Source organism: Bacillus sp. FSL R9-9410 (assembly GCF_038050385.1).
GTDB lineage: Bacteria > Bacillota > Bacilli > Bacillales > Bacillaceae_G > Bacillus_A > Bacillus_A cereus_U.
The window spans coordinates 2,894,752-2,917,587 of sequence record NZ_JBBOTV010000001.1 but is presented as its reverse complement, the minus strand read 5'-3'; the positions used below and the strand labels follow the sequence as shown (position 1 = coordinate 2,917,587).

The window sequence follows — 22,836 nt, the reverse complement described above, 5'->3', positions numbered from 1 at the left end:
ATCCTTTTTCATTAAAACTGAAGACAAAGATAACTTAGCGTACCAAGCTCGTAGCTACGGTGAATGACCGTACCGTCGTTCTCACCACTACCCATCGCGATAAATAGAGGAACGAAATGTTCCGCTCTTGGTACAGCTAATTGTGCATGAGGAGCATTTCTTTCCCAGTTAAACAATGCATCTTTATCGCTAGTATGCATATGATTTATAATCCAATCATCAAATTCAATCGCCCATTGTTCCGGAGTTGTTTCATTCCATTTTAATGCTCGTAAATTATGAACAGTAACTCCGCTGCCGATTACTAAAATATCTTCTTGTCCAAGTCCTTTTAGTGCTTCTCCAATTTCAAATTGTTCTTTTGCAGGAAGGAATGGATTTACTGATATTTGTACGACAGGAATATTTGCTTCTGGGTACATACGATGCAGGAGTGTCCATGAACCATGATCTAAACCTCTTGTCATATTATGATGGACTGGAATGCCTTTGTTTTTAAATTTTGTTTCTAGCATAGACGCAATGCTAGAAGAGCCTTTCGCATGATATTTGATTTCGTATAACTCAGGAGGAAAACCTCCAAAGTCATAAATTGTTTCATATACTTCATCTGAAGAGGAGATCGTTAATACTTCACTTTCCCAGTGAGCGGTAAAAATAACAATAGCTTTCGGTTTATATGTTTCTCCAAGTGTCTTTAAAAAGCGTGTATAGTCTGTATCTTGAATAGCAAGCATAGGTGATCCATGTGCTAAAAATAGTGAGGGCATCATGATTAAAACCTCCTAAAAATATATTAATTACTTTATGTAAGTGACTATATAATTTTATTTTAAATTCGTCAAGATAATAGTTTAATATGTAATCGGAAAAATAGATCATTTGTCATAATGAAAGCAATTGCATATAATACATAATAAGAATAATGAATGTTTATTCATTATAAAAAAAGATATACATAATAGATTTGGAGGCTGTCGGAATGAGCATACAGGAAAATTTCGTTACGGCATTGGATAAATCGGAAATTTACTTGCGTAAATGGTTACCAGAAGGAAATCCGCGAGGGATTATTCAAATTGCGCATGGTATGACAGAACATGCAGGTGTTTATACAGACTTTATTGATGCTTTATTAGAAGCAGGATATGGTGTTTATGCTCATGATCATAAAGGACATGGGAAAACAGTAAAAAGAGAAGAAGACTATGGTCATTTCGAACCAAATATAGGTTGGAATCAGGCTGTGTCTGATGTGATTTTTGTTTCGGAAATGATAAAAGAAGAGCAGACATGCCCGTTATTTTTACTTGGACATAGTATGGGTTCTTTTTTATCAAGACGTGCTGTACAACTTAAAGGTGAATTATATGATGGATTTCTTATTTCAGGAACTGGTGGAAATCCAGGGGTTTTAGGAAGTATCGGTCATAAAGTAGCGACAATTGAGATGAAACTTCGCGGAAAGAAAACGAAAAGTCCGATGCTGAACTTCTTATCTTTCGGAAACTTCAACTCACACTTTAAGCCAAATCGTACGAAATTTGATTGGTTATCTTCAGATATTCATCAAGTTGATAAGTATATTGCGGATCCGTTATGTGGATTCATTTGCACGACTAGTTTTTACCGAGAATTGTTTCATGGAGTTCTAGAAGTAAATAAAATAGAAGAATACAAGAAGACATCAAAAAATCTTCCAATACATATATTCTCTGGTGATCGTGATCCTGTTGGGGATATGGGGAAAGGTGTAAAAGAAGTATACGAAAACTATAAAAAATGTGGTGTGAAAGATGTAACACTTCGTTTATATGAAAATGGTAGACATGAAATGTTCCATGAAGTGAATAGAGAAGATGTATTTCAAGATTTGATTTCATGGTTAGATGAGCATATTGTATAAGAAGAAACCTCACTTCATGCTGAAGTGAGGTTTTTTGAAAAATTGGAGGATTGATTATGAGTGAATTTGTAAATAAAGAATATGTAGAAATAGATTTTCAAGATGTCTGGATAAAAGACGAGGAATTGAAAAATTGTACCTTCATAAAATGCCGTTTTAGAGGGATAGATGCATCAGAAGTTTTTACTAAAAATTGTAATTTCATAGAATGTGATTTTACTGGTACTCTTTTTAATGCTTCTATCCATCAAGGAACTACGTTTGCTAATTGTAGGTTTTTTGGTGCGAATTTATTTGTATCTAAGTTTGAAGAATGTAAAATGACTGGTTCGGATTTCGAAGAGGCGAATTTAGACGGAATAACAATTATATCAGGCGATTGGTCATATACGAATTTAAGGTTTGCGAACTTAAGTAAACAAATGTTAAAGGGTATTCGTTTAATTGAAGCTGACCTATATGAATGTAATTTAGAAAAAGCAGATTTGCGTGAAGCGGATTTAACGGGCGCACAATTAGGTAAGGTGAAACTTAGTGGGGCGGATTTAAGAGGAGCTGTAGTTGATAGAGTTGATTTTAAAGCTTTTGATTTAAAAAACGTGAAATTAGATATAGCGCAGGCGGTTGCAGTTGCGAGATGTTATGGAGCAAAGGTGAATTAAATCATTTGTAACACCGTTCAATATATTGAACGGTGTTACAAATAGTAATGATTTTTAAAAATTGCCTTTTATCGCTTTTATAATATGATGTGTGAAATTGCTAATGTCAGGAGATGCTGAATATGGATAGCATAAAGATTAAACAACTATATGAAGCATTAAGAAAATCTTGGTCAATAGAAATGAGTTCTAAGTGGACGAGCGAAAGCCCAGCAAAGGGACAATGTGGTGTAACGGCCCTTATTGTCCAAGAATTGTGCGGGGGAGAGATAATAAAGACGAAGATAGGTGAAGTATGGCATTTCTACAATAAAGTAGATGGGAAAAGGTATGATTTTACTAGGACCCAATTTCATGAAACATTAAACTATATGGACATGAAGTCGAGCCGTGAAGAAGCATTTGCAGATACAAATGAAAAACAATATAGCATTTTGAAGGAAAAGACAACGAAAGAATTAAAATTATCTTTTGACTCTTAATCTTCAATAAGTTACTATAATGGTGGTAACTAATTAAAGGGAACTTCATAGAGTTGAAAGGGGAAATACTTTTGAAAACAACTTATGTAAACGCTACAATTGCAACGATGAATGAACAAAATGAAGTGATAGAAAATGGATATATCATTGTAGAAAATGATCAAATTATAGATATAAATAGCGGAGAATTCGCTAACGATTTTGAAGTAGATGAAGTAATTGACATGAAAGGAAAGTGGGTTTTACCAGGGCTTGTCAATACACATACACATGTTGTTATGAGCCTTTTGAGAGGTATCGGAGATGATATGTTATTGCAGCCATGGCTTGAGACGAGAATTTGGCCACTTGAAAGTCAGTTTACGCCAGAGCTTGCGGTCGCTAGCACGGAATTAGGATTACTTGAAATGGTGAAAAGTGGTACAACATCATTCTCTGATATGTTTAATCCTATTGGAGTAGACCAAGATGCAATTATGGAAACGGTATCAAGGAGTGGAATGCGTGCTGCTGTTTCAAGAACTTTATTTAGCTTCGGAACGAAAGACGATGAAAAGAAAGCAATTGAAGAAGCTGAGAAATATGTGAAGCGTTACTATAACGAAAGTGGTATGTTAACTACGATGGTTGCACCACATAGTCCATATACATGTTCCACAGAACTGTTAGAAGAGTGTGCTCGTATTGCAGTAGAAAATCAAACTATGGTTCATATTCATCTTTCTGAAACAGATCGTGAAGTACGTGATATTGAAGAACAGTACGGAAAACGTCCAGTAGAATATGCGGCAAGTTGCGGATTGTTTAAACGCCCAACAGTTATTGCGCATGGTGTGGTATTAAATGAAAATGAGCGTGCATTTTTAGCAGAACATGATGTTCGAGTAGCTCATAATCCTAATAGTAATTTAAAACTAGGTTCTGGTATAGCGAATGTAAAAGCGATGCTAGAAGCAGGAATTAAAGTAGGAATTGCAACGGATAGTGTTGCGTCTAATAATAATTTAGATATGTTTGAAGAAATGCGCATAGCAACATTATTACAAAAAGGTATTCATCAAGATGCAACAGCATTACCAGTTGAAACAGCTCTTTCTCTTGCAACGAAAGGAGCAGCGGAAGTAATTGGGATGAAACAAACGGGATCACTTGAGGTTGGAAAGTGTGCCGACTTTATTACGATTGATCCATCTAATAAGCCGCATTTACAACCAGCAGATGAAGTATTATCACATCTTGTGTATGCTGCTAGTGGAAAAGATATAAGCGATGTAATTATTAACGGTAAACGTGTTGTTTGGAATGGTGAATGTAAAACATTAGATGAAGAGCGTATTATATTCGAAGCAGGTCGTTATAAACGAGGTTTACAAAGATAGGTAATTATATACAAGTTGAGAAAGCTATCCTTTTTTAAAAGGATAGCTTTTTTTCTTGAACGAATAAATATTCAAAAGAATGTCGCATCTTTCTGTTAGTATTTCTGCTATAATATATAACGATTTATAATATCTTATTTTTAAGGAGAACAATTCATGAAGCGAAAAAAGAGCCATTTAATGGTAATGGCACTTGTTACATCTTTATTTTTAACAGCTTGTAATAATAAAGTGAATAAAAGTGATGCAGAAGCTAAAAAACAAGTGTTAAATGTAACAGTATCAGAAGAAATTCCTTCTCTTGATACTGCAAAAACGATGGATGGTACATCAGCGCACGTTATGCAAAACATATTTGAAGGATTGTATGTGCTAGATGAACAGGATCATCCTATTCCAGCAGTAGCAAAGTCGTTTGAAAGAAGTGAAGATGGTAAAAAATATACATTTGATTTGCGTAAAGATGCAAAGTGGTCAAATGGAGACTCAGTAACAGCAAATGATTTTATGTTTGCGTGGAGACGGGCGGTAAGTCATGAAACAGCGTCTCAATATGCATACATGCTGTTTTATATAAAAAATGCGAAAGAAATAAACAAGGGAACAATTCCTCTCGATGAACTTGGTGTAAAGATAATAGATGATTATAAGCTAGAAGTTGAACTAGAGCAGCCAATTCCGTATTTTTTACAGTTGCTAGCGCTACCTATATACTTACCACAGCATGAGTCATTTTTGAAAGAACAAGGGAAAAATTACGGGCTTGAACCTAATAATCTCATATATAATGGTCCATTCGTGTTAGAGACATGGAAGCATGAACAAGAATTTCAATTGAAGAAAAATGGTTCATATTGGGATAAAAAGAAAGTGGAATTAGATGAAATAAACTTTCAAATTGTGAAGGATACAATGACAGCGGTAAATTTATATGAAGCTGGCGATTTGGATCGAGTACCAATTAATTCTCAATTTGTAGACAAGTATAAAGGGAATAAGCAATTACGTATGTCGAGCGATCCTGGAATTGCAATGCTACGTTTTAATGAAAAAAATAATGCGTTAGCAAATAAGAAAGTGCGTCAGTCTATCTCATTAGCGTTAAATAAAGAAGATTTCGTTGATCACTTTATTAATAATGGGGCAAAATCTGCAAGTGGACTTGTACCAGTTGGTCATATAAATGAAGAGACTGGTAAAGATTTTAGAAAAGAAAACGGAGATATTTCTCTATATGATTTACAAAAAGCGAAAGAGATTTGGGAAGAAGCGAAAAAAGAACTTGGGATAGAACAGGTAACACTGGAGTTCTTAACGTTTGAACAAGATAACGCAAAACTTATGGCGGAATATATAAAAGGTGATTTAGAAAAGAATTTGCAAGGATTAACGATACAAATTAAACAACAGCCATTTAAGCAAAAATTACAATTAGAACAAACAGGCGATTACGATATATCTATGGCAAATTGGGGACCTGACTATAAAGACCCCATTAGTTATTTAGAGTTATTTACGACGGGTAATCCGAATAATAAAATGAATTATTCTAACCTTCACTACGATGAACTAATAAAAAAAGCTAAAAGTGACCTAGTACTAGATCAGAAGAAAAGGTGGGAAACTCTGCAAGAGGCTGAGCGTATTCTATTAGAGGACGCTGCGGTAGCACCGCTTTACCATATTGGTTCAGCTTATGTACAAAAGGATTATGTAAAAGGAATTGAAAAGCATCAATTTGGTGGCGTTTATACTTATAAGAATGCTTATATTGATAATAAGTAAAATTATTTATATAAAAAAAGAAACCTTACTTTTAAGAGTGAGGTTTCTTTTTTATATAATTTCTATTAAACCGATTTTAATAAAGAATAAAAATTCGTATCATATGGAATATCATCTTGATACATATAATTTTTCAGAACACCTTCTTTTTCAAATCCTAATTTTAAAAGCACTTTATTTGACGCTTCGTTTTCAAGAAAGACAATTGCACCGATTCGTTTTAAATGTAGCGTGTGGAAACCATATGATATAACTTCAGAAACCGCTTCAGTGGCATATCCATTTCCCCAGTGTTCAGGGAGAAAGGCATAACTTATATTTGCTCGTTTATGCTCAGAAGACCAATCGTGAAAACCAATTGTTCCAATGAGCTCTTTCTTGTCTTTTAATTCGATGCCCCATTTAATACCGCTTCTTGCGTTGTAACTCAACTTAAAATTATTAAGGATTTGTTTTACTTGATCCAAATTTTGTAATGGCTTTTGACCATAATGGCGCAGGACATCGGTATTCGAAAAGCAATGTAATATACCCGGTGCATCTTCTTCAGTAAGTTCTCGTAAAATAAGTCGCTCAGTTTTTAATATAGGAAACATGCCTTCACTCCTGTTCATATGAAACTAGAATGTATTTGTTATTATATAATTTAATCTGAAAATAAAGATTATTCAAGGGGTAAGGGTGATTTTAATTTATGTTAAAATTGATTGTGGAATATATTTAAAAAAGAGGTTTAGATATGGAGAAAAACTCAATTTTAATTGTAGATGATGATCGAGATATTATTCGATTCATTAACGTAAATTTAGAGCAAGAAGGTTTTACTATTTATAGTGCTGACAACGGAGAAGAGGCGTTAGAGATATTGAATAATAATGATATTCAACTTGCTATCCTTGATGTTATGATGCCTCAAATGGATGGGATTGAATTGTGTAGAAGGATAAGAGAGAAATATAGTTTACCAATTATGTTTTTAAGCGCTAAATCATCAGATATAGATAAAGTAATTGGATTTAGTACTGGGGCAGATGATTATATTGTGAAGCCATTTAGTACTATTGAATTTATAGCAAGAGTGAAAGCGCAATTAAGAAGGTATACATATTTCAATCAAAATACTGTTCAAGAAATGGAAAAGAAAATAAGCATTAGAGGTTTAGAAATAGATGAAGTGTCGAGAACTGTAACGCTATATGGAGACACAATTAATCTTACAAAAACCGAATATGATATTTTGTACCTAATGGCAGTTGCAAGGAATCGTGTTTTTACTATTGAAGAAATATATGAAAGTGTTTGGAAGGAAAGGGCACATGAAAGTAATAACACAGTAATGGTTCATATTGCGAGATTGAGAAATAAAATTGAAGAGAGTTCAAAAGAACCGAAGTTTATTCAAAATGTTTGGGGAGTCGGGTATAAAATTGGAGATTAAAACATTACAAGGAATTAGAGCTAAATTCTTTATCGCGTTTATATGTAGTATTTTATTAGCTATGGTAAGTATCATATTAGTTCAAAGTTTATTAGGACTTGTATATGGTGATGTTGCTGCGCTAGAGGAAAGATATTCATTTCTTTATTTTATAGCTTTTCTTCTTTTAACGACTATATATTTTGCATTACTGACAAAAACAACTATAAAAAGATTGAATGAGATTAACCAAAGTGTGAAAGAAATAAGTAATGGTAATTTTGAAATACATATACCTATTTCAAAAAATGACGAGATTGGAGAAGTAGCGACGAATGTTAATAGAATGGCGAAAAGTCTAAAAGAGTCCATTGAGAATGAAAAAAGATCACAGGAAATGAAAAATGAAATGATTAGTAATATTTCTCATGACTTACGAACGCCTGTAACATCTCTAATCGGTTATACTGACCTATTAGGAAATAAACTTCATTCAAATGTAGAAGAATGCGAACAATATGTAAGTGTATTAAAGTGAAAAAGCTATGAATTAAAAAATCAAGTAGATGATTTATTAGAATATTGCCAAATAAATTACAGAGAGATCGAATTACATAAAAGTGTAGTAAATATGAAAGCGTTCATTGAACAAATCATGATTGATTTTGTACCACAGCTAGATGATGCCGATATGAGCTTTTGTATTAAAGGTGATAAGGAGTTACATGTGGAAATGGATGTAGCGCTTATGGTGAGGCTATTCGAAAATGTAATTAGTAATAGTATTATGTACGGGAAAGACGGAAAGGAGATTTTAATCCAAGTTTCTAAAAGAGACTTGAACGTTGAAATAGAAATTAAAAATTTTGGACAATGCATTCCGGATGAGAACCTTACTTACGTTTTTGAGAAGTTTTATCGTGGTGAAAAATCACGTAGCGCTCATACGGGTGGAAAAGGGATGGGACTTGCAATTGCGAGAAGTATAGCAGAACTTCATAAAGGAGATATCACTGTTCGTAGTAACGATAAAGAAACTGTTTTCACTATCGTTTTACCGCAGTATAAAGAAATGTAAGAAAGTCGTAAGTATTTCTTTCATATGTCGTAATTTTTACTTCGTATCATGGGGAACAAAGATAGGAGAGTAGGGATACAGCATGTGGAAGAGATTTTTATTAGCGATTATAGTTGCTTTTTTAATTATAAGTTGGAGTTTAGTTTATTTAGGTAATGGCGTTACACCAGTCTTTGTTTGGTGGATTATACAGGCTTTTAGTGTAATTTCAGTTTTTCTCTTAATAGGCTCAGCAGTAATGTTTGTTTGGAAAGGCATTTTTAGAAAGCGGATAGATGGAACGCTACTATTAATAGTTCTGTTTTCTACCATTGGAGCTTGGCCCGTGGGGTGGTTCGCTAACATTGGGAGAATTGCATACCCAGTAGATGTACAGTCTATGAGTCCTAAAGTAGTCGTTCGTTTTCCTTTGAATGAACGAGCATTGATAGGTTGGGGCGGCGATAAATTAGAAACGAACTATCACGTTATAAAACCAAATGAACGATGGGCATACGATATTCTCATTCCACCTGCTGAAGTGAAAAGTAGTAAGTTAGAGGATTATGGAATATATGGAGCGAAAGTAATGGCACCAGCTTCTGGGACAGTTGTATCAATTAAAAATGATGAAATAGATTTAGTTCCGGGATCGGATGATTTTCAATCGATGGCGGGAAATCATATTTATTTACGACTGGATGAAACAGGTACATTTTTGTTTCTTGCCCATTTAAAGAAAGGATCAATTAAAGTGAGGGAAGGCGAACATGTAAATGAAGGAGAATTTCTTGCCCAAGTCGGTAACTCAGGAAGTTCAAGTGAGCCGCATTTACATATTCATCATCAAAGGCAGGATCCATCTAAGGTGAGCATATTTCTTTCGGAAGGATTACCACTTTATTTTCGAACTGAAAAAGGTGCGATAATGCCAGAAAGAGGGGCATACATAAATGGTAAGTAGAAGGAAATCATTTCATCCAAAAAGGGTATTCCAAATCAAATTTGGAATACCCTTCTTCATTACCCTACAAATGTTTGATACAGTAAGAAAATATTTAAAACGATAATAAGTGCAGCGATTAACCACGCGATAAATGTTGTAATGCGATGGTTGACGAGTGCGCCCATAATCTTCTTATTACTTGTAAACATAATAAGTGGTACTAATGCAAAGGCAATACCGAACGATAAGACAACTTGACTCATAACGAGAGCGTAAGTTGGATTTACACCTAAAGCGATAATAACGAGAGGCGGAATCATTGTAATAAATCGGCGTAAGTATAACGGAATATGCATTCGAATGAATCCTTGCATAATAATATCACCAGACATCGTACCAACAGAAGAACTAGATAAACCTGCTGATAAAAGTCCAATCCCAAATAATGCAGCCGATACAGGACCGACTAAATTACTGAACTGGTTAAAAGCAACATCAAGGTCTTCAACGTGCAAGCCGTTTTTAAAGAATAGTGCAGCTGCTACAATTAACATACTTGCATTAATTGCTCCAGCGATAACCATTGCAATAATAATATCGATGAATTCGAAGCGGAAAATCTTTTTCTTTTGTTCATCATTTGTTCCGACTACGCGGCGCTGCGTTAGGGCCGAATGTAAATATATCGCGTGCGGCATTACTGTCGCACCTAAAATTCCAGCTGCTAATAAGATGCTATCCACACCTTGGAATTTTGGAGTAAATAGTCCTGAAAGAAGAGGGCCTAATTCCGGTTTTGCGTAAAAGACTTGGACACCAAAAGCGATAACAACGATAAAAATCATTCCTGTAATAATAGCTTCTAATGGACGAAAGCCTCTGCGTTGAAATTCAAGAATAATAAATGATCCAACCGCTGTAATTAAAGCAGCTGGTAACATCGGAATTCCAAATAGTAAGTATAAGCCGAGTGCTGCTCCGATAAATTCAGCTAAATCTGTAGCCATAATAACGAGTTCCCCTTGTATCCATAAACCAATGGAAACTGGTTTGGGGAAGTTTTCGCGAGCTACTTCAGGAAGATTTCTCCCAGTAGCGATTCCTAATTTGGCTGATAAAGTTTGAATTAATACAGCCATTAAATTAGAAGCGAGTATTACCCAAAGTAATAAATACCCATATTGTGACCCAGCCGCGATATTTGTCGCGAAGTTCCCAGGATCAATATAAGCAACTGATGCGATAAAAGCAGGTCCTAAGAATGGTAACAGTCTTTTAAAGCCTTTTGTTTGTCCGCTTAACACTAAATGGGCGGATTGAACTGTTGTACTTTGAGAAGGGACTTGTTTATCTTTTGTTATATCTTTATTCATAGTAGTTTTCCCCTTTGAAATCTTAACTTGATGAAATTATTGTATTTATTCTTACTCATTATTTCAATACATTTAGATATATGATGTGGCAATTTCATTTGAACATAAAAGTTTCCTTAATGCAAATTATATGACTGTGTGCAATGGATGGTGTGACGATGCAAAAATATTTTGGAAGTTTATGGTTGCTGAATAAGGGGGAAGATAATAAATTATAGGGCTGTTTTTGAAATTTTTGTGAACATACAGCCTATATTACAGCATATTAATTGATGGAAATGAAATTGTATGATATATAATATATTGGGATTACAACCTAACCGTAGTGTTTTGTTCTGTAATCTTGTTTTTATTTTTGTTAACTTTTAGAAAAAATTGTAAATAGAAGAAAATAGGCTACGTACAATTTTGTATATATTTTCTTATTATATATGTTTTGATATGAACGTTAACTTATACATGATTTTAAAATTTAGATAGGTGGTAGAAATACATTGGCAACTACAAAACCATATAGAGTATTACTATATTACATGTACACAACAATTGAAAACCCAGAAGAATTTGCTGTAGAGCATTTAGAGTTTTGTAATTCACTTGAATTAAAAGGAAGAATTCTTGTAGCAACAGAAGGAATTAACGGAACTTGTTCTGGAACTGTTGAGCAAACAGATAAATACGTGGAAGCAATGAATAATGATCCGCGTTTTGCTGGAATCGTGTTTAAAATTGATGAGGCAGATGAACATGCATTTAAGAAAATGCACGTACGCCCTCGTTCAGAGTTAGTTACACTTCGTTTAGAAGACGACATTAATCCGAAAGAAATAACTGGAAATTATTTAGAACCAAAAGATTTTTATGAAGCAATGAAACAAGAAGATACAGTTATCATTGATGCACGAAATGATTATGAGTTTGATCTAGGTCACTTTAAAGGTGCGATTAAACCGGATATTGAATCATTCCGTGAGTTGCCAGATTGGATTAGAGAAAACAAAGAAACACTTGAAGGCAAAAAGATTTTAACGTACTGTACAGGCGGAATTCGTTGTGAGAAGTTTTCTGGTTGGTTAGTTCGTGAAGGTTACGAAGATGTAGGTCAGCTTCACGGCGGTATTGTAACGTACGGAAAAGACCCAGAAGTACAAGGTGAGCTTTGGGACGGACAATGTTACGTGTTCGATGAGCGTATCTCTGTACCAGTAAACCAAAAAGAGCACGTAATCGTTGGTAAAGATCATTTTACAGGTGAACCTTGTGAGCGCTATGTAAACTGTGCAAATCCAGAATGTAACAAGAAAATTTTATGTTCTGAAGAAAGTGAAGCAAAACATTTACGTGCATGTTCTCATGAATGTCGTGTACACCCACGTAATCGTTATATCGTGCAACACGAATTAACAGAAGAGCAAGTAGCTGCTACATTAGAAAAAATCGAAGCAGGGAAGTAAGCATAATAGAAAACAGATGGTAGCATCGTGCTGCCATCTGTTTTTTATTTACTTTGTACTATCCTTCTCTTTCACAGCAGAAAGTACAGTTTGTTTTACCCATGCTTTTCTTCGTTTATGTTGTACACTCCATTGGTATAAACTTTGTGTACCTAAAATAAGTGAAATGACTATGCCGCTAATCGCTATTAATAGAGCAAAAAATTCAAAAGGCGATGATATTTTGTTTGAATCGGTGTTTCTTAAAAGATCAATCATAGTAAACCCTAACATTTGGCCTACAACAGAGTAGAGCGTTAAAATTAATAATAAGAGGTTATCTTTTTTTGAAGCAACATTTTCTTGATATTTAAATAAACTATCGAGATTTTGTTTCGCGTTCGTGTACAGTACTTCAATGTTAAAAAGTTTTCTTAGACGAAAGAAAATATCTTCACTTTGTGATTGGGATACTAATTCTAAAGAAAAATAATTAGCTGTAAACGAATTTATTGAATAAATTAATTTCTCTATCTCATTTGTATCTTGTTCAATATTTAATTCAGCATAGGCGTTTGCCATCTTTAATAAAACAACTTTATGAAATAAATTTAATAATAAAGCGTAATAAAACTCCCCGTACATTTGACTAGCAAGTTTAGTGACTGCTTGTTCACCTTCATTTGTAATACATGTGAAAATATGTTCTTCCATGATAAAGTAACGGTTAGGAGCCCATCTTTGATAAGAATGTTTTGTTAAATAATCGTGAATATAAGGAACATTATTTGCACTAATATATGGCTTACCATCATCTGATAATCCGGAAAGACTGGAAGCTCGATATACATCGACTATATGAAGGTCTGACTCTTTGTTTATGGATAATAAAGTTTGAACGTACATTCGCTGGTCTTCAAAGAAAGGGAATGTTTGAAAGTAAGAACTCCGCAATCTCTTGTTCTCAAAGAAGTCTGTTAAACCATGAAATAAATCACCGAATATAAGTTTTTCTACTTGTGAATATTTTTTTCCATCACATTCAATACAAATAGTCTCAGTCGTATCACTTTTAGTTTCAAGTACACGGAAGCGAGCCGCGAATTCAATCGCTTCTGATAATGTCATGTTTGGAGCGGTTTTTATTTCTGTCCGAATTGTTAAAAAGCCAAGCTCATAAGGACAAAGTGTTACATCAATAGAATGTATCTTGAATGGAACGGAAATAAGGTTAGTTGTTAAATGTCCATTTAAATTAAGGTCTTTAGAATAGCGCTGTAATCCTTTTTGATGTTCTGAATGAGGAAAGAGAATTTTATTTGTAAAGGAAAGATAGTATGCTTCCATATTTTGATGTGAAACTTGAAATTTACCATAATATGTATTTTCATCTTCAAGATGATCGAGTCGAAAAGGTCGGAAATCATTTTTTTGTAAGAAAGGGAACATATTTTGTTCATATCCAGTTTTAAACGAAAACGGGAATATAAATTGAAATATAGCTGTTGTTACATCTTTTTCCTCGATTGTTTGTATTGCCTCCATTTACATTGTTTCCTTTCCGTATAAGCTATAGAAACAACATGCCCAATTTTTCTTGAAAATAACCTCTCTTGTTCATTAGGTTAAGAATGAAAATTCAGCTTATTTAACAGGGGAAGTGTATAATGTTATGTATACTAAAATTAGTATAATTGTGTTAGGAAAAGGGGTATGTTGTATGCGTATTTTAGTATTAGGAGCTGGGGGCGTTGGCGGATTTTTCGGTGGCCGATTAGTAGAAAAGGGAGAAGATGTTACATTTCTCGTTCGCAGCAAAAGAAAACAGCAATTAGAGGAAAAAGGCCTTGTTATTCGTAGTGTTAATGGAGATTTTTCATTTCAACCGAAATTGATAACGAAAGAAGATAGAACTTCTCCATTTGATGTGATTTTATTTTCAACAAAGGCGTATCATTTAAATGAGGCGATCATAGATTTGAAGCCTTTCGTAGGAAAAGATACTATAATAATCCCACTGTTAAATGGTATCGCTCATTTATCACTATTACAAAAGGAATTCGGTGTGGAAAAAGTAATGGGCGGTTTGTGCTTTATCGAGACGACATTAAACGATCAAGGAGAAATTGTACAAACTAGTGCTGCAAACAGACTTGTATTTGGGGAAATTAAACGTCAAAATTCAGAGAGAATAGAGCGTATTTCTAAAGCATTTGCAAATACGAAAGCTAGTTTTGTTTTAAGTGAAAATAGTACGCAAGATATGTGGCATAAATATTTATTTATTACTGTCATGTCAGGCGTTACAACATTAATGCGTGCACCGATAGGACCAATTCGTGAAAGTGAAGGTGGCCGTGAATTTATCCGAAATTTATTTGAGGAATCTGTGCAAATTATGAGGGCACTAGGAGCTCCAGTTAAGGATAATATTGTTGAGGAACATATGAAAACAATTGATAAAATTTCTTATGATATGAAGTCCTCGATGCAGCGTGATATGGAAAAAGGTTCGTTTATTGAAGGAAAGCATTTACAAGGATACTTACTGGATTTAGCAGAGCAATTTTCAATAGAAGCACCATTACTAGGAGCGGTATATCAAAATTTGAAGGTGTATGAAGAAACAAGCTTTAACAAATCCATAATAGAATTAGATGTATGAAAAAATAAAAAAGATAGCAATATATAAGTGTATTGCTATCTTTTTTATTTGTGTATGACAAATTATTTGTTTCTTTTAATTCTTTCTGTCAAATTTATTACCTGTTCACGTTTACCATATAGCTGATTAATTTCATTTGCTACTGCATCTAAATATGAGTCGGAAAAAAGTGGCTTCTTCTTTTTAGACATATGGGTCTCCTTTATGGATTTTTTAGTATTCATTATGTATATTTATTGGCGGATTATGCGCAATCATTTTAAAATTTTTCTTTTTAAAAATTTTTGTTTACATTTTGAAAATAAAGGAGTATTATAATCCACAGTTTCAATTTTCTAAATCGCTGAAACCGCATGGTGCGGGGGACCCGTTTTAATGAATTAGTGCATAATTCAATGGGGTGAATCCTTGAAAAAGGTAGGGCTACTCAAAGGCCCGAATCCGACAGCTAACCTCGTAAGCGTTATATTGAGAAGGAAGGTGGAGCTTGTGCGACAAAAAAAATAATGTCTACAAGTCTATTTCGTTATGGCTTGTAGACATTTTTTGTTTTCTGAAGAAATAGTTTATCCGCTGTAATTAGCAGAAAAATTCGTGCAAAATTATTGGAGAGTGGACAGCGTTGGTTTCATCTATCAAAAGATTTTTAATTGGAAGGCCATTAAAATCAACTGAGTTAGGAGAGCAAAAGCTTAATAAAACGAAGGCGCTAGCAATTTTATCTTCTGACGCATTGTCATCGGTTGCATATGGTCCAGAACAAATATTAATTGCACTAGCAGGTCTTGGAGCAGTAGCTTATTGGTATTCCATTCCGATAGCTGTTGGGGTATTAGTATTATTGACAGCTCTTATTTTATCTTATCGTCAAATTATTTTTGCTTACCCTCATGGTGGGGGCGCATATGTTGTATCAAAAGAAAACTTAGGGATGAATCCAGGCTTAATAGCTGGTGGATCTTTATTAGTAGACTATATTTTAACTGTTGCAGTAAGTGTATCTGCGGGTACAGATGCGCTCACATCTGCTTTTCCTAGCTTACATGCACATAATGTAATCATTGCGATTATATTTGTCATATTGATTACCATCTTAAATTTAAGAGGCGTAACGGAATCAGCTTCCGTTTTAGCATATCCGGTTTATTTATTTGTTCTAGCTTTATTTATATTAATTGGTGTAGGAATATATAATATTTTGACTGGTCAAGTTTCACCGACGTTACATTCACCAATTGGAACACCAGTTGCGGGAATTAGTTTGTTTTTACTGTTAAGAGCATTTGCTTCAGGAAGTTCTGCATTAACAGGTGTTGAGGCAATTTCGAATGCTATTCCGAATTTTAAAGATCCTGCTCCAAACAATGCAGCAAAAACATTGCTTGCGATGGGTGCGTTACTTGCTGTTTTATTCACAGGAATTGTCTTTTTAGCATATTATTACGGAGTTACACCGAGTAAGGAAGTAACAGTCGTATCTCAAATAGCTGAACAAACATTTGGACGTAATTTCATGTACTATTTCATACAAGGTACAACAGCTTTAATATTAATTCTTGCGGCTAACACAGGTTATTCTGCATTTCCGTTATTAGCAGTTAATCTTGCGAAAGATAAGTTCATACCGAGAATGTTTACGATTAGAGGAGACCGCCTAGGTTATTCAAACGGTATTATTATACTTGGGATTTCTTCGATTATTTTAATTGTAGCTTTTCAGGGGAAAACAGAACACTTGATTCCACTATATGCAGTAGGGGTATTTATTCCGTTTACACTTTCTCAAACTGGAATGGTACTAAAATGGCTTCGTGAAAAGCCTGAAGGGTGGATTTTACGTTTATCGATTAATTTAATTGGTGCAGTTATTAGTTTTATCGTAATGAGTATGTTCTTTTTAACTAAATTCGCACAAGTTTGGTCAATCCTTATTTTCTTACCTTTCATTATCTTCTTGTTCCATCGAATTAAGAAGCACTATGATGCAGTGGGAGATCAATTAAGTTTAAAAACTTGTGAACCACTTGTTCCGATTGAGGGGAATGTAATTGTCGTTCCTGTAGCTGGTATGACTCATGTAGTAGAAAATTCATTGAACTATGCTAAGGCTCTTTCTGCAGATCAAGTTATCGCTGTATATGTTGCTTTTGACAGAGAAGAGGAAAAGAAATTTGAAGAGAAATGGGAGAAGTGGCAACCTGAAGTAAGGCTTGTTACATTACATTCTCATTATAGAAGCATTATTCAGCCGCTTACAAAATTTATTGACACAGTGCAATATAAAGCGAGTGAATCAAATTACCGAGTTACGGTCGTTATACCACAGTTTATTCCGAAAAAAGGCTGGCATAACATTCTTCATAATCAATCTAGTTTACTAATACGTGCATATTTACTCTATAAAAGAAATGTTGTTATTACGACAGTTCCATATCATTTGAAAAAGTAAGAAGATTTTTTAAGGATAGTTTCACGAAAGTGAAGCTATCCTTTTTGTGTATACGCTATGCATAATTGCATATCCGCCTAGAAAATTATATCAATATAATTTTGTTCATTGTGAGTAATTAGTGTTTTCTGTTGTGATATATGGATATTTTAATCAGGGAAGTGAATCGAATTTTATTTTGGAATAAGGACATGAGAGCTTGAAAATAAAGGGAATGAAAATACTTCTTTACGTTATATAAATAGCTGTGTTTAAATGACCTTACAGTACAAAACTTACATGAAAACAAAACGAAATTTCATACTTTCATACGTTAATTAGTTTAAAATGAATAATATTTTCATGTAATATATTCACTGTGTGAATGTGGAAATTGCAATAAAATAGAAAATTCATACAGTTTTATTCATACTAAGCACATACGAAAAATTATGGAATGTTTTATAACGATAAGTAAGTACTGTAGCAATAAAATTTGAGAGAGGTGGTTAGTACATGAACCACGGTGAGAATGTTCTCTATTTTAATCATCTCAAATCATTTGCAAGAAAATAGAATAATAAAATGCGATAGTAATAGTTGCTAATACATAGGAGGAGTTAAAGTGAAAAAGACTTTAATTACAGGGTTATTGGTTACAGCAGTATCTACGAGTTGCTTCGTTCCTGTAAGCGCTTACGCTAAGGAGGGGCAAACAGAAGTGAAAACAGTATATGCGCAAAATGTAATTGCTCCAAATACATTATCCAATTCAATTAGAATGTTAGGATCACAGTCACCGCTTATACAAGCATACGGATTAGTTATTTTGCAACAGCCAGACATTAAGGTAAATGCGATGAGTAGTTTGACGAATCATCAAAAATTTGCAAAGGCGAATGTACGAGAGTGGATTGATGAATATAATCCGAAGTTAATCGACTTAAATCAAGAGATGATGAGATACAGCACTAGATTTAATAGCTATTATAGTAAGCTCTATGAACTGGCAGGAAAAGTAAATGAAGATGAACAGGCAAAAGCAGATTTTACAAGCGCATATGGAAAATTACAATTGCAAGTACAAAGCATCCAAGAGAGTATGGAGCAAGATTTATTAGAGTTAAATCGATTTAAAACGGTATTAGACAAAGACAGTAACAACTTAGCAATTAAAGCTGATGAGGCAATAAAAACACTTCAAGGATCAAGTGGAGATATTGTGAAATTAAGAGAAGATATTAAAAGAATTCAAGGGGAAATTCAAGCTGAACTAACTATTATTTTGAATAGACCTCAAGAAATTATTAAAGGTTCTATTAATATCGGTAAACAAGTATTTACAATTACAAATCAAACTGCACAAACGAAAACAATCGACTTTGTTTCTATCGGTACTTTAAGTAATGAAATTGTAAATGCTGCAGATAGTCAAACGAGGGAAGCAGCTCTTCGTATTCAACAAAAGCAAAAAGAGTTATTACCACTAATTCAGAAGTTATCACAAACTGAATTAGAGGCGACTCAAATTACATTTGTTGAAGATCAAGTAAGTAGCTTTACAGAACTAATTGATCGCCAAATTACAACTTTAGAAACGTTATTAACGGATTGGAAAGTTTTAAATAATAATATGATCCAAATTCAAACAAATATTGAAGAAGGCACGTATACAGACAGTAGTTTACTTCAAAAACATTTCAATCAACTTAAAAAAGTAAGTGATGAAATGAATAAGCAAACAAATCAATTTGAAGATTACGTTACAAACGTTGAAGTACATTAAACAGAAAAATAATTAGCGATATAGGGAGAGAAGAAAAATGACAAAAAAACCTTATAAAGTAATGGCTCTATCAGCACTTATGGCAGTATTTGCAGCAGGGAATATTATGCCGGCCCATACGTATGCAGCTGAAAGTACAGTGAAACAAGCTCCAGTTCATGCTGTAGCAAAAGCTTATAATGACTATGAAGAATATTCATTAGGACCAGAAGGCCTAAAAGATGCAATGGAAAGAACAGGTTCAAACGCTTTAGTAATGGATCTGTACGCTTTAACAATTATTAAACAAGGTAATGTTAACTTTGGTAATGTATCGTCAGTTGATGCCGCTTTAAAAGGAAAAGTGATTCAGCATCAAGATACAGCTAGAGGAAATGCGAAACAGTGGCTAGATGTATTAAAGCCACAGCTTATTTCAACAAATCAAAATATCATTAATTACAATACGAAATTCCAAAACTATTATGATACTTTAGTTGCTGCGGTTGATGCAAAGGATAAAGCAACACTTACGAAAGGTTTAACTAGATTATCAAGTAGTATTACTGAAAATAAAGCGCAAGTAGATCAGTTAGTAGAAGACTTGAAGAAATTCCGAAATAAAATGACGTCGGATACTCAAAATTTCAAGGGAGATGCAAATCAAATTACATCTATCTTAGCTAGTCAAGATGCTGGAATTCCGCTTCTGCAAAATCAAATCACGACGTATAATGAAGCAATTAGTAAATATAATGCAATTATTATCGGTTCATCTGTTGCGACAGCATTAGGACCAATTGCAATTATCGGTGGTGCGGTTGTTATTGCTACGGGAGCAGGAACTCCGCTAGGAATCGCATTAATTGCAGGCGGTACTGCAGCTGTAGGTGGTGGAACAGCTGGAATCGTATTAGCGAAGAAAGAGCTTGATAATGCACAGGCAGAAATTCAAAAGATAACAGGACAAGTTACAACTGCTCAATTAGAAGTGGCAGGACTAACGAACATTAAAACACAAACTGAGTATTTAACAAATACGATTGACACTGCAATTACAGCGTTGCAAAATATTTCAAATCAATGGTACACAATGGGATCGAAATATAATTCATTACTTCAAAATGTAGATTCAATTAGTCCAAACGACCTTGTTTTCATTAAAGAAGATTTAAACATTGCGAAAGATAGCTGGAAAAACATTAAAGACTATGCAGAAAAGATTTATGCTGAAGATATTAAAGTAGTAGATACGAAAAAAGCATAATAGCAACTAAACTGCTACAGCATTATGTATAGATTGATGATTTTTATATAATAGTGAGCTCCTGTTCAGTAGTGAGCAGGAGCTTTTTTTACCTTTAACGTTTCATATCCTCATAAAAAGAATAGGTGATAAGTATGCGTAATAATTTCTATAAAAAATGTCTTTTAACGATAATGATTGCTGGAGTCGCAACGAGTAATGCGTTTCCTTTACAGCCTCTTGCAGCGGAACAAAACGTAAAAACATTACAAGAAAATGCGAAAAATTATTCTCTCGGACCAGCAGGATTCCAAGATGTAATGGCGCAAACGACATCAAGTATATTTGCGATGGATTCATATGCAAAATTAATTCAAAATCAACAAGAGACTGATTTGAGTAAAATAAGTTCAATTAATGGTAATTTAAGAGGGAATATGATTCAGCATCAAAAAGATGCAAAAATTAATGCGGCATATTGGTTAAATAATATGAAGCCTCAAATTATGAAAACGGATCAAAATATTATTGATTACAACAATACTTTTCAAGCGTACTATAGTGACATGCTATTAGCGATTGATCAAAAAGATAGCGTAAAGTTAAAAGCGGATTTAGAAAAGTTGTATGCGGACATTTTAAAGAATCAAAATGAGGTAGATGTATTATTAGGGAATTTGAAAGCTTTTCGCGATAGAATGGCGAAAGACACAAATAGTTTTAAAGAAGATACAAATCAATTAACAGCGATTTTGGCAAGTACGAATGCTGGTATTCCAGCTTTAGAGCAACAAATAAATACATATAACGATTCGATCAAAAAGAGTAACGATATGGTGATTGCTGGTGGTGTACTTTGCGTAGCGCTAATAACATGTCTTGCTGGCGGACCGATGATTGCGATTGCGAAAAAAGATATTGCAAATGCAGAACGAGAAATAGCCAGTTTAAAGAATAGAATTTCAGGAGCACAAGCAGAAGTGGCAATTTTGACAGATGTGAAAAATAAAACGACTAATATGACAGAAACAATTGATGCAGCAATTACAGCACTGCAAAATATATCAAATCAGTGGTATACGGTAGGTGCGAAATATAATAATTTACTACAAAACGTAAAAGGAATCAGCCCTGAAGAATTTACCTTTATAAAAGAAGATTTAAATACGGCGAAAGATAGCTGGACAGATGTAAAGAATTATACAGAAAAATTACATGAAGGTGTGACGAAATAAACAGTGGAATAGTTCTACTGTTTATTTTTTTATCCCGTTTTTTGTGAGAGCCGAGCTTGTAATTTTACCCATAAGTTTGCCATGTGTTTTATCAATGTAACTTTGGGATAATGTTTGGTCAAATTGATACTAATAACCTCGATAAACTCCTGATCACGCCTTTTATATTTAATGTTTTAAGGAAAAAAGCTATACTATAGGCAAAACTAAAAATTGGAAAGGAACTACTAGAACATGGAAAATTATTTGTTATTTATCCTTACAGCAATCCTAATCATAATAATGCCTGGTCCCGGTTTTGCCTTAGTTACAAAAAACACTATTTCGCATGGTAAAAATGGTGGGATAAAGACAGTCTTAGGAACGGTATCTGGAATGATGATTCATACAATAATGGCTACACTAGGACTTTCTGCTATCCTAATGAAATTTGCTATGCTATTTACATTAATAAAATGTGCTGGGGCTTTTTATTTAATTTACTTAGCTGTAAAGTCAATTAAAAGTGCCTTTTCTAAAAAAGAAAATATGTCAGGTTCAGTGGAAATTAACTCTAAGGATATTGGAACGATTAAAAGTTTTAGACAAGGATTTACTACGGCAATCTTAAATCCAAAAACTGCTGTATTTTTCCTTAGTTTTCTACCCCAATTTATTGTGAGCAATCAAAGTCATTTCTTCCAATTTCTTTTGTTAGGACTCACATTTACGACTTTGACAGCAATATGGTATTTACTTTATATCTCACTCATACGTCAATTAAGAACTTTTTTAAGAAAAGAAAAAGTGAACCGTACAATAGAGGGTATTACTGGCGCAGTATTATTAGTATTTGGAGTTAGGTTATTTTTCCAAAAATAAATATGTATATGAAAAGAGAAATAATCAATATTGGTTATTTCTCTTATTTACTTATTCTAAAACTACCATTATACAATTGATTTCACACCTTCATATTAATTTTATATACCTATCTAACATGAGCTTTAAAAATGAATTCCTTAACAATCTATCCCATTTGTTTAATAAGAAAAAGTCCTACATTAGGGGTTACTTC

At 33.7% G+C, this 22,836-nt stretch carries 19 protein-coding genes, 1 pseudogene and 1 riboswitch; of the genes and pseudogenes, 15 read left to right on the top strand and 5 right to left on the bottom strand.

Annotation, left to right across the window (positions count from 1 at the left end; genetic code table 11):
• Window positions 1–11: 11 nt before the first annotated feature.
• Window positions 12–773: a DODA-type extradiol aromatic ring-opening family dioxygenase gene (locus tag MKX77_RS15145; RefSeq protein ID WP_002012144.1), complete on the bottom strand. Its 762-nt coding sequence runs from the start codon at window positions 771–773 to the stop codon at window positions 12–14.
• Between the two features lie 209 nt (window positions 774–982).
• On the opposite strand from MKX77_RS15145, the gene MKX77_RS15140 reads away from it, so the two are divergent.
• The 5 genes from MKX77_RS15140 (at window position 983) to MKX77_RS15120 (ending at window position 6,214) form a co-directional block, all read left to right on the top strand.
• Window positions 983–1,906, top strand: a complete 924-nt coding sequence (locus tag MKX77_RS15140; protein ID WP_341307112.1) for an alpha/beta hydrolase — start codon at window positions 983–985, stop codon at window positions 1,904–1,906.
• A 56-nt stretch (window positions 1,907–1,962) separates the two neighbouring features.
• Window positions 1,963–2,568, top strand: a complete 606-nt coding sequence (locus tag MKX77_RS15135) for a pentapeptide repeat-containing protein (protein WP_002031189.1) — start codon at window positions 1,963–1,965, stop codon at window positions 2,566–2,568.
• A 122-nt stretch (window positions 2,569–2,690) separates the two neighbouring features.
• Window positions 2,691–3,050 carry a YunG family protein gene (locus tag MKX77_RS15130; protein WP_341307111.1) on the top strand — a complete coding sequence of 120 codons (360 nt, stop codon included), beginning with the start codon at window positions 2,691–2,693 and terminating at the stop codon, window positions 3,048–3,050.
• Between the two features lie 53 nt (window positions 3,051–3,103).
• Entirely contained in the window at window positions 3,104–4,429 is a 1,326-nt protein-coding gene (locus tag MKX77_RS15125; RefSeq protein ID WP_341307110.1) for a bifunctional S-methyl-5'-thioadenosine deaminase/S-adenosylhomocysteine deaminase, read from the top strand.
• Window positions 4,430–4,585: 156 nt separating this feature from the next.
• Window positions 4,586–6,214 carry a peptide ABC transporter substrate-binding protein gene (locus MKX77_RS15120; RefSeq protein ID WP_341307109.1) on the top strand — a complete coding sequence of 543 codons (1,629 nt, stop codon included), beginning with the start codon at window positions 4,586–4,588 and terminating at the stop codon, window positions 6,212–6,214.
• Between the two features lie 65 nt (window positions 6,215–6,279).
• Here MKX77_RS15120 and MKX77_RS15115 read toward each other — a convergent pair whose 3' ends face one another.
• The gene (locus MKX77_RS15115) at window positions 6,280–6,810 is read right to left on the bottom strand and encodes a GNAT family N-acetyltransferase (protein WP_341307108.1); all 531 of its coding nucleotides are present in this window, start codon (window positions 6,808–6,810) and stop codon (window positions 6,280–6,282) included.
• Between the two features lie 143 nt (window positions 6,811–6,953).
• On the opposite strand from MKX77_RS15115, the gene MKX77_RS15110 reads away from it, so the two are divergent.
• The 3 genes and pseudogenes from MKX77_RS15110 (at window position 6,954) to MKX77_RS15100 (ending at window position 9,652) form a co-directional block, all read left to right on the top strand.
• Complete coding sequence (locus MKX77_RS15110) at window positions 6,954–7,652, top strand: response regulator transcription factor (RefSeq protein WP_341307107.1); 699 nt, start codon at window positions 6,954–6,956, stop codon at window positions 7,650–7,652.
• Window positions 7,618–8,709, top strand: a pseudogene (locus MKX77_RS15105) (sensor histidine kinase). Before MKX77_RS15110 ends, MKX77_RS15105 begins: the two are co-directional and overlap by 35 nt.
• Window positions 8,710–8,791: 82 nt before the next feature.
• A complete protein-coding gene (locus MKX77_RS15100) occupies window positions 8,792–9,652 on the top strand; it encodes a M23 family metallopeptidase (protein WP_341307106.1) in 861 nt (286 codons plus the stop codon).
• Window positions 9,653–9,711: 59 nt separating this feature from the next.
• Here MKX77_RS15100 and MKX77_RS15095 read toward each other — a convergent pair whose 3' ends face one another.
• Window positions 9,712–11,007, bottom strand: a complete 1,296-nt coding sequence (locus MKX77_RS15095; protein WP_341307105.1) for an Nramp family divalent metal transporter — start codon at window positions 11,005–11,007, stop codon at window positions 9,712–9,714.
• A gap of 494 nt (window positions 11,008–11,501) precedes the next feature.
• Between MKX77_RS15095 and trhO the strand changes: the two genes are divergently transcribed.
• A complete protein-coding gene (gene trhO / locus MKX77_RS15090) occupies window positions 11,502–12,461 on the top strand; it encodes an oxygen-dependent tRNA uridine(34) hydroxylase TrhO (protein WP_341307104.1) in 960 nt (319 codons plus the stop codon).
• Between the two features lie 48 nt (window positions 12,462–12,509).
• Here trhO and MKX77_RS15085 read toward each other — a convergent pair whose 3' ends face one another.
• Window positions 12,510–13,985, bottom strand: coding sequence for a hypothetical protein (locus MKX77_RS15085; protein ID WP_341307103.1), 1,476 nt, complete (start codon window positions 13,983–13,985; stop codon window positions 12,510–12,512).
• Window positions 13,986–14,160: 175 nt separating this feature from the next.
• On the opposite strand from MKX77_RS15085, the gene panE reads away from it, so the two are divergent.
• Complete coding sequence (panE, locus tag MKX77_RS15080) at window positions 14,161–15,105, top strand: 2-dehydropantoate 2-reductase (protein ID WP_341307102.1); 945 nt, start codon at window positions 14,161–14,163, stop codon at window positions 15,103–15,105.
• A gap of 62 nt (window positions 15,106–15,167) precedes the next feature.
• Here panE and MKX77_RS15075 read toward each other — a convergent pair whose 3' ends face one another.
• The gene (locus MKX77_RS15075; RefSeq protein WP_341307101.1) at window positions 15,168–15,296 is read right to left on the bottom strand and encodes a hypothetical protein; all 129 of its coding nucleotides are present in this window, start codon (window positions 15,294–15,296) and stop codon (window positions 15,168–15,170) included.
• A gap of 140 nt (window positions 15,297–15,436) precedes the next feature.
• Window positions 15,437–15,583, top strand: a riboswitch (cyclic di-AMP (ydaO/yuaA leader).
• A gap of 144 nt (window positions 15,584–15,727) precedes the next feature.
• Here MKX77_RS15075 and MKX77_RS15070 point away from each other — a divergent pair.
• The 5 genes from MKX77_RS15070 (at window position 15,728) to MKX77_RS15050 (ending at window position 22,640) form a co-directional block, all read left to right on the top strand.
• On the top strand, window positions 15,728–17,554 hold the full coding sequence (locus tag MKX77_RS15070; RefSeq protein WP_215555977.1) for an APC family permease: 1,827 nt from the start codon (window positions 15,728–15,730) through the stop codon (window positions 17,552–17,554).
• A gap of 604 nt (window positions 17,555–18,158) precedes the next feature.
• Window positions 18,159–19,319, top strand: coding sequence for a non-hemolytic enterotoxin NHE subunit A (nheA, locus tag MKX77_RS15065; protein ID WP_215555978.1), 1,161 nt, complete (start codon window positions 18,159–18,161; stop codon window positions 19,317–19,319).
• Window positions 19,320–19,356: 37 nt separating this feature from the next.
• Window positions 19,357–20,565 carry a non-hemolytic enterotoxin NHE subunit B gene (nheB, locus tag MKX77_RS15060; protein ID WP_215555979.1) on the top strand — a complete coding sequence of 403 codons (1,209 nt, stop codon included), beginning with the start codon at window positions 19,357–19,359 and terminating at the stop codon, window positions 20,563–20,565.
• 134 nt (window positions 20,566–20,699) lie between these two features.
• Window positions 20,700–21,779: a non-hemolytic enterotoxin subunit C gene (nheC, locus tag MKX77_RS15055; RefSeq protein ID WP_215555980.1), complete on the top strand. Its 1,080-nt coding sequence runs from the start codon at window positions 20,700–20,702 to the stop codon at window positions 21,777–21,779.
• A 234-nt stretch (window positions 21,780–22,013) separates the two neighbouring features.
• A complete protein-coding gene (locus tag MKX77_RS15050; RefSeq protein ID WP_215555981.1) occupies window positions 22,014–22,640 on the top strand; it encodes a LysE family translocator in 627 nt (208 codons plus the stop codon).
• Window positions 22,641–22,836: the final 196 nt, after the last annotated feature.